Annotated in this window: 12 protein-coding genes and 1 pseudogene; 10 read left to right on the forward strand and 3 right to left on the reverse strand. The window is 51.7% G+C overall.

Going from position 1 to position 12,544, the window contains the following annotated elements:
- From ygdR to mutH, 3 genes are all read right to left on the reverse strand, one after another.
- A partial coding sequence (ygdR, locus tag ACUU1I_RS07020; protein ID WP_449144823.1) for a lipoprotein YgdR occupies window positions 1-174 on the reverse strand: 174 nt, incomplete at its 3' end.
- A 137-nt stretch (window positions 175-311) separates the two neighbouring features.
- The gene (locus tag ACUU1I_RS07025; protein ID WP_000895627.1) at window positions 312-1,025 is read right to left on the reverse strand and encodes a TerC family protein; all 714 of its coding nucleotides are present in this window, start codon (window positions 1,023-1,025) and stop codon (window positions 312-314) included.
- A 68-nt stretch (window positions 1,026-1,093) separates the two neighbouring features.
- Window positions 1,094-1,783, reverse strand: a complete 690-nt coding sequence (mutH, locus tag ACUU1I_RS07030; RefSeq protein WP_000082188.1) for a DNA mismatch repair endonuclease MutH — start codon at window positions 1,781-1,783, stop codon at window positions 1,094-1,096.
- Window positions 1,784-1,968: 185 nt separating this feature from the next.
- On the opposite strand from mutH, the gene ygdT reads away from it, so the two are divergent.
- The 10 genes and pseudogenes from ygdT (at window position 1,969) to recC (ending at window position 12,385) form a co-directional block, all read left to right on the forward strand.
- A complete protein-coding gene (ygdT, locus tag ACUU1I_RS07035) occupies window positions 1,969-2,115 on the forward strand; it encodes a protein YgdT (protein WP_269473089.1) in 147 nt (48 codons plus the stop codon).
- Between the two features lie 352 nt (window positions 2,116-2,467).
- Window positions 2,468-2,998 (forward strand): RNA pyrophosphohydrolase, encoded by a 531-nt coding sequence (rppH, locus tag ACUU1I_RS07040; protein ID WP_000564489.1) that lies wholly within the window; start codon window positions 2,468-2,470, stop codon window positions 2,996-2,998.
- A gap of 12 nt (window positions 2,999-3,010) precedes the next feature.
- Window positions 3,011-5,257, forward strand: coding sequence for a phosphoenolpyruvate--protein phosphotransferase (gene ptsP, locus ACUU1I_RS07045; protein ID WP_000957911.1), 2,247 nt, complete (start codon window positions 3,011-3,013; stop codon window positions 5,255-5,257).
- Between the two features lie 150 nt (window positions 5,258-5,407).
- Window positions 5,408-6,283 carry a prolipoprotein diacylglyceryl transferase gene (gene lgt, locus ACUU1I_RS07050; RefSeq protein WP_000204660.1) on the forward strand — a complete coding sequence of 292 codons (876 nt, stop codon included), beginning with the start codon at window positions 5,408-5,410 and terminating at the stop codon, window positions 6,281-6,283.
- A 6-nt stretch (window positions 6,284-6,289) separates the two neighbouring features.
- A complete protein-coding gene (gene thyA / locus ACUU1I_RS07055) occupies window positions 6,290-7,084 on the forward strand; it encodes a thymidylate synthase (protein WP_000816232.1) in 795 nt (264 codons plus the stop codon).
- 183 nt (window positions 7,085-7,267) lie between these two features.
- Window positions 7,268-7,738, forward strand: a pseudogene (locus ACUU1I_RS07060) (prepilin peptidase-dependent protein).
- Window positions 7,729-8,292 (forward strand): prepilin peptidase-dependent protein, encoded by a 564-nt coding sequence (locus ACUU1I_RS07065; RefSeq protein ID WP_001144322.1) that lies wholly within the window; start codon window positions 7,729-7,731, stop codon window positions 8,290-8,292. The pseudogene ACUU1I_RS07060 and the gene ACUU1I_RS07065 overlap by 10 nt, the downstream one beginning before the upstream one ends.
- Window positions 8,289-8,696: a DUF2509 family protein gene (locus tag ACUU1I_RS07070; RefSeq protein WP_001078404.1), complete on the forward strand. Its 408-nt coding sequence runs from the start codon at window positions 8,289-8,291 to the stop codon at window positions 8,694-8,696. The genes ACUU1I_RS07065 and ACUU1I_RS07070 overlap by 4 nt, the downstream gene beginning before the upstream one ends.
- The gene (locus tag ACUU1I_RS07075; protein WP_152030568.1) at window positions 8,681-9,004 is read left to right on the forward strand and encodes a prepilin-type N-terminal cleavage/methylation domain-containing protein; all 324 of its coding nucleotides are present in this window, start codon (window positions 8,681-8,683) and stop codon (window positions 9,002-9,004) included. Before ACUU1I_RS07070 ends, ACUU1I_RS07075 begins: the two co-directional genes overlap by 16 nt.
- Before the next feature lie 12 nt (window positions 9,005-9,016).
- Window positions 9,017-12,385, forward strand: coding sequence for an exodeoxyribonuclease V subunit gamma (gene recC, locus ACUU1I_RS07080; RefSeq protein WP_000946913.1), 3,369 nt, complete (start codon window positions 9,017-9,019; stop codon window positions 12,383-12,385).
- Window positions 12,386-12,544: the final 159 nt, after the last annotated feature.

The raw sequence follows: 12,544 nt of genomic DNA on the forward strand, positions 1-12,544 counted from the left end.
CGCGTTACCTTGCTGATCGTGATAACTCACCAGCCCGGTATCATCATCAATTTCAGGTTTTCCATCGGTCAAAATCATACGGCCATCTTTGGTCGCCATGACGTAATCACTGGAACACCCGGAAACAGCAAACGCCAGTCCGACTGCAGAAATTATTACTGCCCATTTTTTCATCCGGTTATCCTCATTTGGCCTACCTATGATAATAGTCTGTTTATAAATCGACGTTATATATCTTGAAAGCAGGAAAATCTTAAACTGTGAGGGTAAAAGGAGTGAGTACGCCCTCCCGCAGGAGAGCGTACGGAGTATCAGAGCGGATTCTTTTTGTTGCGAATCAAGTTGAGGCTTTCAACCGCAATAGAGAAGAACATCGCGAAGTAGATGTAACCTTTCGGTACGTGGATGTCGAAACTTTCCAGAATCAGGGTAAAGCCCACCAGAATCAGGAAAGAGAGCGCCAGCATTTTTACCGAAGGATGGCGTTCGACAAAATCACCAATCGAGCGCGCGGCGAACATCATCACGCCTACGGCAATCACCACGGCTGCCATCATAATAAACAGGTGATCTGACAGACCCACAGCGGTAATCACCGAGTCGAGGCTGAAGATAATATCCAGCAGCATAATCTGCACGATAGCGCCGAGGAATGATGAAACGCGTGTTTTCAGCCCTTCTTCTTCACCTTCAATGGATTCGTGGATTTCCTTGCTGGCTTTCCAGATAAGGAACAAGCCACCCAGAAGCAGAATCAAATCACGGGCAGAAATTTCCTGACTGAATATTGTAAAAAGCGGATTTGTCAGGCGCGTAACCCAAGAGATTGATGCCAGCAGAGCCAGACGCATAACCATGGCTCCCGCCAACCCCAGACGGCGCGCATGAGCACGTTGTGCTGTGGGAAGCTTTGCCACCACCAGAGAAAGGAAAATAATATTGTCGATCCCAAGAACGATCTCCAGCAGCGTCAGCGTACCGAGCGCAAGCCAGGCGTTAGGATCGGTTATCCATGCAAATAACATCTAAAAAGCCCTGCCAAAAAAATGAAGCGGTAATTATATGCCCGGAAAGCGGCAGGTCAAAGCGATGGCTACTGGATCAGAAAATGACGGGCCAGTAGTGCACTGGTGAAATTCTTCTTCAAATAAAAGCCGCGTGGCAGCGTCAGAATCCGTTCGCCCCGGGCACCAATGGCTTCGGTAAGCGCTTTCGCATTCGCTGCTTTCGGTCTTATCTGTAAATATTCCCCGTGACGAGCGGTGATCCGCTCAACCTGACCGAGAACAATCATATCCATTAATTCTTCCCAGTCTTCGCGTAGCTGTCGGTCTTCCTCTTCATTCGGGCTCCACAGCAACGGTGATCCTACGCGACGCTGCGCCAGCGGGATGCTGCGCTCGCCTTCAACCGGTATCCACAGTACGCGTTTGAGCTTGTGGCGCACATGGCTGGTTTCCCAGGTCACCCCGCTATTACCCGTTAACGGGGCAACACAAACGAATGTTGTTTCCAGCGGACGACCAAGACTATCCACAGGGATAGTTTTAAGTTCCACGCCCAGAGCAGCAAAATCTTGCTCAGGTTTACTCCCTGCGCTGGCACCTAGCCAGATCTCCAGTAACACGCCAATCCAGCCCTTATCGCGTTTTAAATTCTCTGGCGTAACCAGCCCGGCAAGTGCCGCCAGTTCTCCCAATGTATAACCAGAAAGTTGCTGTGCTTGCGCTAACAACTGTTCTTCAGTTTCGGGAGGAGAGAGCAGTGGGCGAGGTTGGGACATGTCATGATGCCTTGGTTAAAAAACAAACAGCAATTATGTGCCGAATATTCGCAGTGTAACTTTTTCCACATGTGTTGTTCAATTCTCTGATTTATATTGCTTTTTAGGCTGCCGGTAATCGAGTTGCGCAACACTGCAATAGGTTTTCCAAATCTGGTCACTGAAAATAAACAGGATCTTACACCATGTTATCCACAGAAAGCTGGGATAACTGTGAAAAACCTCCACTACTGTTTTCATTTACAGCCTTGACGTGCGACGAAACTCCAGTTTTTAGTGGTTCAGTGCTTAACTTAGTGGCACATTCTGTGGATAAATACGGCATTGGTTGATCTTTCGCCAACCCGTAAATGAGAGGTGTGACCTGGGTCACGAATTACTCTTTTTCATTACTCAAATTACATGTAATGCATTGACTAATAATGAATATTTTAAAATGTCTATATCGGGCTTATTCAGAATGCTCCGGGTTTTCCCGTAGTAATTCCGTAGTTCTTCACAACTCTATCCACAGAAAAGGTGAATAAAAACGGCTATCCACCCCTTCCTCTGTTTATAACTCTGCACATAACTGTGAGTTATTCAATTGTTATTAGTGTGTAATGCCCTGCAGAGAGTGGTTTACCGTCTTCCTGGAGTATGAAACAATCATTCGTATATAAAGCTTTATTTTGAGGTAGTCCGGTGATTGATGACGATGGCTACCGCCCAAACGTAGGTATCGTGATTTGTAATCGCCAGGGGCAGGTAATGTGGGCCCGGCGATTTGGTCAGCACTCCTGGCAATTTCCGCAAGGCGGAATCAACCCCGGAGAATCCGCAGAGCAGGCGATGTACCGTGAATTGTTTGAAGAAGTAGGATTAAGCCGCAAAGACGTTCGAATCCTTGCTTCAACGCGTAACTGGTTGCGCTACAAATTACCGAAACGTTTGGTGCGTTGGGACACGAAGCCGGTTTGTATCGGCCAAAAACAAAAATGGTTTCTCTTGCAGCTGGTAAGCGGCGATGCAGAAATCAATATGCAAACCAGCAGTACACCAGAGTTTGACGGCTGGCGATGGGTAAGTTACTGGTATCCGGTCAGACAGGTGGTGTCATTTAAACGTGATGTCTACCGTAGGGTAATGAAAGAGTTCGCGAGTGTGGTGATGTCACTGCAGGAAAATACGCCAAAACCACAAAACGCATCTGCTTATCGACGTAAAAGAGGTTAAGTCACGCCAATTATGCTCACTCGCCTGCGCGAAATAGTCGAAAAGGTAGCCAGCGCACCACGCCTGAATGAGGCGTTAAATATTCTGGTTACCGACATCTGTCTTGCGATGGATACCGAGGTCTGTTCGGTCTACCTGGCCGATCATGATCGACGTTGTTACTACCTGATGGCGACCCGGGGGCTGAAAAAACCACGCGGTCGCACTGTAACGCTCGCGTTTGATGAAGGGATCGTCGGCCTGGTTGGCAGGCTGGCGGAACCGATAAACCTTGCAGATGCGCAAAAGCACCCCAGCTTCAAATACATCCCCTCCGTAAAAGAAGAACGTTTCCGCGCGTTTTTAGGCGTACCAATTATTCAACGTCGCCAGTTGCTTGGTGTACTGGTGGTACAGCAACGAGAGTTGCGCCAGTATGACGAAAGTGAAGAATCCTTCCTGGTGACGCTTGCCACCCAGATGGCAGCTATTCTTTCTCAGTCGCAGTTGACTGCCCTGTTTGGGCAATATCGCCAGACGCGAATCCGCGCATTACCGGCAGCACCTGGTGTGGCGATTGCCGAAGGCTGGCAGGATGCCACGTTACCTTTAATGGAACAGGTGTATCAGGCATCAACGCTGGATCCGGCTCTGGAACGCGAACGACTGACCGGGGCGCTGGAAGAAGCGGCAAACGAGTTTCGCCGCTACAGCAAACGCTTTGCCGCCGGAGCACAAAAAGAAACGGCGGCTATTTTCGATCTTTACTCGCACCTGCTTTCGGACACCCGGCTGCGTCGCGAATTGTTTGCCGAGGTTGATAAAGGCTCGGTGGCAGAGTGGGCGGTAAAAACGGTCATTGAAAAATTTGCCGAACAGTTTGCCGCGCTAAGCGATAACTATCTCAAAGAGCGGGCTGGCGATTTACGTGCGCTGGGTCAGCGATTGCTGTTTCATCTTGATGACGCTAATCAAGGGCCGAACGCCTGGCCGGAACGTTTCATTCTGGTGGCAGATGAACTGTCAGCGACAACTCTTGCTGAGCTGCCCCAGGATCGCTTAGTCGGTGTTGTCGTGCGAGATGGCGCAGCCAACTCCCATGCTGCGATCATGGTACGTGCGCTGGGGATCCCTACCGTGATGGGCGCGGATATTCAGCCTTCGGTGCTGCATCGTAGGACGCTGATCGTTGATGGCTATCGCGGTGAATTGCTGGTCGATCCGGAGCCGGTACTGCTGCAAGAATATCAGCGGCTAATTAGTGAAGAGATTGAGCTTAGCCGTCTGGCGGAAGATGACGTCAATTTACCCGCGCAGTTAAAAAGCGGTGAGCGTATAAAAGTCATGCTCAATGCTGGTTTAAGCCCGGAACATGAAGAAAAACTGGGCAGCCGTATTGATGGCATCGGTCTTTATCGCACTGAAATCCCATTCATGCTGCAAAGTGGTTTCCCGTCGGAAGAAGAACAGGTGGCGCAGTATCAGGGGATGCTGCAAATGTTCAATGATAAACCCGTCACCTTGCGTACGCTGGATGTCGGAGCAGATAAGCAGCTGCCTTACATGCCGATCAGCGAAGAGAATCCATGCCTGGGTTGGCGTGGTATTCGCATTACGCTCGATCAGCCGGAGATCTTCTTGATCCAGGTGCGGGCGATGCTGCGTGCTAATGCCGCTACGGGCAACCTGAATATTCTGTTGCCGATGGTCACCAGCCTCGATGAAGTTGACGAAGCACGCCGCCTGATTGAACGTGCCGGACGTGAAGTCGAGGAGATGATCGGTTACGAAATTCCCAAACCACGTATCGGCATCATGCTGGAAGTGCCGTCAATGGTATTTATGCTGCCGCATCTGGCAAAGCGGGTCGATTTCATCTCTGTTGGCACCAACGATCTGACTCAATACATTCTGGCCGTTGATCGCAACAATACCCGGGTGGCTAACATTTACGACAGTCTTCATCCTGCAATGTTACGAGCTCTGGCGATGATCGCCCGGGAAGCGGAAATACATGGTATCGATCTCCGTTTGTGCGGTGAAATGGCGGGCGATCCCATGTGTGTGGCAATCCTCATTGGGCTTGGGTATCGCCATCTGTCTATGAACGGACGTTCTGTAGCGCGGGTAAAATACCTGCTGCGGCGCATTGATTTTGCCGAAGCAGAAAATCTTGCGCAGCGTAGTCTGGAAGCGCAACTGGCGACCGAAGTTCGTCATCAGGTTGCAGCCTTTATGGAGCGTCGCGGCATGGGCGGGCTGATTCGCGGAGGGTTATAGCGCGGATCATATACATATCTTTTAACGGTATCCGGCAACCAGCCAGGTCCCCTTGTGCTATTATTCGCACCTTTGGAGCGCCTGAAACCTGCGGCGCGCATTTCAATCGCTGTTCTCTTTCAGCGAAATAACAAGAACTTGTGGTGACAGATGACCAGTAGCTATCTGCATTTTCCGGAGTTTGATCCGGTCATTTTCTCAATAGGACCCGTGGCGCTTCACTGGTACGGCCTGATGTATCTGGTGGGTTTCATTTTTGCAATGTGGCTGGCAACACGTCGGGCGAATCGTCCGGGCAGTGGCTGGACCAAAAATGAAGTTGAAAACTTACTCTATGCGGGCTTCCTCGGCGTCTTCCTCGGGGGACGTATTGGTTATGTTCTGTTCTACAATTTCCCGCAGTTTATGGCCGATCCGCTGTATCTGTTCCGTGTCTGGGACGGCGGCATGTCTTTCCACGGCGGCCTGATTGGCGTTATCGTGGTGATGATTATCTTCGCCCGCCGTACTAAACGTTCCTTCTTCCAGGTCTCTGATTTTATCGCACCACTCATTCCGTTTGGTCTTGGTGCCGGGCGTCTGGGCAACTTTATTAACAGTGAATTGTGGGGCCGCGTTGACCCGAACTTCCCGTTTGCCATGCTGTTCCCAGGCTCCCGTACAGAAGATATTTTGCTGCTGCAAACCAACCCGCAGTGGCAATCCATTTTCGACACTTACGGTGTGCTGCCGCGCCACCCATCACAGCTTTACGAACTGCTGCTGGAAGGTGTGGTGCTGTTTATTATCCTCAACCTGTATATTCGTAAACCGCGCCCAATGGGAGCTGTCTCAGGCTTGTTCCTGATTGGCTACGGCGCGTTTCGCATCATTGTTGAGTTTTTCCGCCAGCCCGACGCGCAGTTTACCGGTGCCTGGGTGCAGTACATCAGCATGGGGCAAATTCTTTCCATCCCGATGATTGTCGCGGGTGTGATCATGATGGTCTGGGCATATCGTCGCAGCCCACAGCAACACGTTTCCTGAGGAACCATGAAACAGTATTTAGAACTGATGCAAAAAGTGCTCGACGAAGGCACACAGAAAAACGACCGTACCGGAACCGGAACGCTTTCCATTTTTGGTCATCAGATGCGTTTTAACCTGCAGGATGGATTCCCGCTGGTGACAACCAAACGTTGCCACCTGCGTTCCATCATCCACGAACTGCTGTGGTTCCTGCAGGGCGATACTAACATTGCTTATCTACACGAAAACAATGTCACCATCTGGGACGAATGGGCCGATGAAAATGGCGACCTCGGGCCAGTGTATGGTAAACAGTGGCGCGCCTGGCCAACGCCAGATGGTCGTCATATTGACCAGATTACTACGGTACTGAACCAGCTGAAAAACGACCCGGATTCGCGCCGCATTATTGTTTCAGCGTGGAACGTAGGCGAACTGGATAAAATGGCGCTGGCACCGTGCCATGCATTCTTCCAGTTCTATGTGGCAGACGGCAAACTCTCTTGCCAGCTTTATCAGCGCTCCTGTGACGTCTTCCTCGGCCTGCCGTTCAACATTGCCAGCTACGCGTTACTGGTGCATATGATGGCGCAGCAGTGCGATCTGGAAGTGGGTGATTTTGTCTGGACCGGTGGCGATACGCACCTGTACAGCAACCATATGGATCAAACTCATCTGCAATTAAGCCGCGAACCGCGTCCGCTGCCGAAGTTGATTATCAAACGTAAACCCGAATCCATCTTCGACTACCGTTTCGAAGACTTTGAGATTGAAGGCTACGATCCACATCCGGGCATTAAAGCGCCGGTGGCTATCTAATTACGAAACATACTGCCAGAGCCGACGCCAGTGTGCGTCGGTTTTTTTACCCTCCGTTAAATTCTTCGAGACGCCTTCCCGAAATTTTGCAACGTCCTGCAACGGCGTAAATAGTCCGGAAGATGCGCCGAAGAAATAGAAACTGGCCCTCGTCTTTTTTTCTCCTCGCTCCATACTGCCGGCATGAAAACACAACGTGGTTATACGCTGATTGAAACGCTGGTCGCGATGCTGATTTTGGTCATGCTAAGCGCAAGTGGACTCTATGGCTGGCAATACTGGCAGCAGTCGCAACGGCTTTGGCAAACCGCCAGCTAGGCGCGGGACTATTTGCTCTATTTACGTGAAGATGCCAACTGGCATAACCGCGACCACAGTATCAGCGTTATCAGGGAGGGGACGTTATGGTGCCTTGTGAGTTCCGCTGCTGGGGCCAATACCTGTCATGGCAGTTCACCATTGGTCTTTGTGCCACGCTGGCCCGAAGTCGAAATGAGCGACCTGACACCTTCGCTTGCTTTCTTTGGCCTGCGCAATACCGCATGGGCCGGGCATATTCGCTTCAAAAACTCAACGGGCGAGTGGTGGCTGGTGGTTTCGCCGTGGGGAAGACTCCGGCTTTATCAGCAAGGAGAAACAGAAGGATGCCTGTAAAAGAGCAAGGTTTTTCTCTGCTGGAAGTGTTGATTGCTATGGCGATCAGTAGCGTATTGTTGCTGGGGGCTGCACGCTTTCTGCCTGCGTTACAGCGTGAAAGTTTAACGAGCACTCGTAAGCTGGCACTGGAAGATGAAATCTGGCTGCGGGTATTTACCGTCGCGAAGCATCTCCAGAGGGCGGGTTATTGTCATGGCAGCTGTACCGGCGAAGGGCTGGAAATTGTCGGACAGGGTGACTGTATCATTGTGCAGTGGGATGCGAACAGTAACGGTATCTGGGATCGCGAACCGGTAAAAGAGTCCGACCAGATTGGATTTCGTCTGAAGGAGCATGTGCTGGAAACGCTACGCGGTGCGACATCCTGTGAAGGTAAGGGCTGGGATAAAGTCACTAATCCGGATGCCATCATTATCGACACTTTTCAGGTCGTACGTCAGGATGTCAGCGGCTTCTCGCCGGTGTTGACGGTTAATATGCGTGCTGCCAGTAAGTCTGAACCGCAAACCGTGGTGGATGCCAGCTATAGCGTGACAGGATTCAACCTGTGAACCGCGAAAAAGGTGTTTCGTCACAGGCTCTGGTCCTGATGCTGCTGGTTTTGGGTAGCTTGCTATTGCAAGGAATGAGTCAGCAGGATCGCAGTTTTGCCTCTCGCGTGAGCATGGAAAGTCAGTCATTGCGCCGCCAGGCCATCGTTCAGTCGGCGCTGGCGTGGGGAAAAATGCACTCCTGGCAGACGCAGCCAGCAGTTCAGTGCTCGCAGTACGCTGGAACCGATGCCCAGGTTTGTTTGCGTTTACTGGCAGATAATGAAGCCTTATTGATTGCCGGTTATGAAGGCGTTTCGTTGTGGCGAACAGGCGAAGTCATTGATGGAAAAATTGTTTTTTCGCCACGCGGCTGGAGCGATTTTTGTCCGCTGAAAGAGGGGGCATTATGTCAGCTTCCCTGAAGAATCAACAAGGCTTTAGCCTGCCGGAGGTAATGGTTGCGATGGTGCTGATGGTGATGATTGTCACTGCGTTATCGGGTATCCAGCGAACATTAATGAACAGTCTCGCCAGCAGAAACCAGTACCAACAGCTCTGGCGGCATGGTTGGCAGCAAACGCAACTGCGCGCGATTTCGCCACTTGCCAACTGGCAGGTCAACCGAATGCAGACATCGCAGGCGGGATGTGTCAGCATCAGCGTTACGCTAGTTTCACCCGGGGGCAGAGAAGGCGAGATGACCCGCCTGCATTGCCCGAATCGTCAGTAGTCAGGAGCCGCTATGTTAAGGGTCTACCATTCCAATCGTCTGGACGTGCTGGAAGCGTTGATGGAGTTTATTGTCGAACGCGAACGGCTGGACGATCCTTTCGAACCAGAGATGATTCTGGTGCAAAGTACCGGTATGGCGCAGTGGCTGCAAATGACCCTGTCGCAAAAGTTTGGTATTGCGGCAAACATTGATTTTCCGCTGCCAGCGAGCTTTATCTGGGATATGTTCGTCCGGGTGTTACCGGAAATCCCCAAAGAGAGCGCCTTTAACAAACAGAGCATGAGCTGGAAACTGATGACTCTGCTGCCGCAATTGCTGGAGCGCGAAGACTTTACCCTGTTGCGGCATTATCTGACTGACGATAGCGACAAGCGAAAACTGTTCCAGCTTTCCTCAAAAGCGGCGGACCTGTTTGACCAGTATCTGGTCTATCGTCCGGACTGGCTGGCACAGTGGGAAACAGGACATTTGGTTGAAGGGCTGGGAGAAGCACAGGCCTGGCAAGCCCCGTTGTGGAAGGCGCTGGTGGAATATACCCATGAACTCGGACAACCGCGCTGGCACCGCGCGAATCTCTATCAGCGCTTTATCGAAACGCTGGAGTCCGCGACGACCTGCCCGCCGGGGTTACCTTCGCGCGTCTTTATATGCGGTATTTCCGCGTTACCGCCTGTTTATCTCCAGGCGCTCCAGGCGCTGGGTAAACATATTGAAATCCATCTCCTGTTTACCAACCCCTGCCGTTATTACTGGGGCGATATTAAAGATCCTGCTTATCTGGCGAAACTGCTGACTCGTCAGCGTCGACACAGTTTTGAAGATCGCGAATTGCCGCTATTTCGCGATAGCGAAAATGCCGGACAGCTCTTTAACAGCGATGGTGAACAGGATGTCGGCAACCCGCTGCTGGCCTCATGGGGGAAGCTTGGGCGCGACTACATTTATCTCCTTTCTGACCTGGAGAGCAGCCAGGAGCTGGACGCTTTTGTCGATGTGACGCCAGATAACCTGCTGCATAACATTCAGTCTGACATTCTGGAACTGGAAAACCGCGCCGTTGCGGGTGTGAACATCGAAGAGTTTTCCCGTAGCGATAACAAACGCCCGCTTGATCCACTGGATAGCAGTATCACATTCCACGTTTGCCATAGCCCGCAGCGTGAAGTTGAAGTTTTACACGATCGCTTGCTGGCGATGCTGGAGGAAGCCCCGACACTTACTCCGCGCGACATCATCGTGATGGTGGCTGATATCGACAGCTACAGTCCGTTTATTCAGGCAGTGTTTGGTAGCGCACCTGCGGATCGTTACCTGCCTTACGCCATTTCCGACCGTCGTGCGCGGCAGTCACATCCGGTACTGGAAGCGTTTATCAGCCTGTTATCACTGCCTGACAGTCGCTTTGTGTCAGAGGATGTGCTGGCGCTGCTGGATGTGCCGGTGCTGGCGGCGCGGTTTGACATCACCGAAGAAGGGCTGCGTTATTTACGCCAGTGGGTCAACGAATCCGGCATTCGTTGGGGGATAGATGACGACAACGTTCGCGAGCTGGAACTCCCCGCCACCGGACAACACACCTGGCGATTTGGCCTGACGCGTATGTTGCTGGGCTACGCGATGGAGAGCGCGCAGGGCGAGTGGCAATCGGTTCTACCTTATGATGAATCGAGCGGCTTAATTGCAGAACTGGTGGGGCATCTGGCTTCACTGCTAATGCAGCTAAACATCTGGCGTCGCGGGCTGGCACAGGAGCGTCCGCTAGAAGAGTGGTTGCCGGTTTGTCGCGATATGCTCAACGCCTTCTTCCTGCCGGATGCGGAAACCGAAGCGGCGATGACGCTGATCGAACAACAATGGCAGGCGATTATCGCCGAAGGTTTAGGTGCGCAGTATGGCGACGCGGTGCCGCTGTCACTATTGCGTGATGAACTGGCACAGCGTCTGGATCAAGAACGTATCAGCCAGCGTTTTCTCGCCGGACCGGTTAATATTTGTACTCTGATGCCAATGCGTTCAATTCCGTTCAAAGTGGTTTGCCTGCTGGGAATGAACGACGGCGTTTATCCACGTCAGCTTGCGCCATTGGGCTTTGACCTGATGAGCCAGAAACCGAAGCGTGGCGACCGTAGCCGTCGCGATGACGACCGCTACCTGTTCCTGGAAGCGTTAATTTCCGCGCAGCAAAAACTCTATATCAGCTATATCGGGCGTTCCATTCAGGATAACAGTGAACGTTTCCCGTCGGTACTGGTGCAGGAACTGATCGACTACATCGGGCAAAGTCATTATCTACCGGGCGATGAAGCGCTCAACTGTGATGAAAGCGAGGCAAGGGTAAAAGCGCATCTTACTTGCCTCCATACCCGGATGCCGTTTGATCCGCAAAACTACCAGCCAGGCGAACGACAAAGCTATGCTCGTGAATGGCTACCTGCGGCCAGCCAGGCTGGTAAAGCACATTCTGAATTTGTTCAGCCGCTGCCGTTTACCTTACCGGAAACCGTGCCGCTGGAAACGCTACAACGATTCTGGGCACATCCGGTGCGGGCGTTCTTCCAGATGCGTTTGCAGGTGAACTTCCGTACTGAAGACAGCGAAATCCCAGACACCGAGCCATTTATTCTGGAAGGACTTAGCCGTTATCAAATCAATCAGCAGTTATTGAATGCACTGGTTGAGCAGGATGATGCCGAACGCTTGTTCCGCCGCTTCCGGGCGGCAGGGGATTTACCGTATGGCGCTTTTGGTGAAATTTTCTGGGAAACACAGTGCCAGGAGATGCAGCAGCTTGCCGACAGAGTCATTGCCTGTCGCCAGCCGGGGCAGAGTATGGAAATTGATCTCGCCTGCAACGGTGTGCAGATAACTGGCTGGTTGCCGCAGGTGCAGCCGGATGGCCTGTTGCGCTGGCGTCCCTCTTTATTAAGTGTGGCGCAGGGAATGCAACTTTGGCTGGAACACCTTGTCTACTGTGCCAGCGGTGGTAATGGCGAAAGTCGCCTTTTTCTACGCAAAGACGGTGAGTGGCGTTTTCCGCCGCTTGCAGCCGAACAGGCTTTGCATTACCTCTCACAACTGATTGAGGGGTATCGTGAAGGAATGTCCGCGCCATTGCTGGTGTTACCTGAAAGTGGCGGCGCGTGGCTAAAAACCTGTTATGACGCGCAAAACGATGCCATGCTGGATGACGATTCCACGTTGCAAAAAGCCCGTACGAAATTCCTTCAGGCTTACGAAGGCAACATGATGGTGCGTGGCGAAGGTGATGATATCTGGTATCAACGGCTCTGGCGGCAATTAACACCAGAGACAATGGAGGCCATCGTTGAACAGTCGCAACGTTTCCTGTTACCGCTGTTTCGCTTTAATCAGTCATGAGTGTTGTATAAAAATTGCGCAATCTATCCGCTTACTTTATGATGCGCACCAGTCACGGACTGATGGTTATATAAACATAGGCTGACTCGTGCAGCACAAGATTAAATTCTGGCAGATGATTTGCGTTAACCTGTTGAATCTGTCCAGAAAATAAAGTTG

It is taken from the genome of Shigella sp. SIG3 (assembly GCF_053555855.1).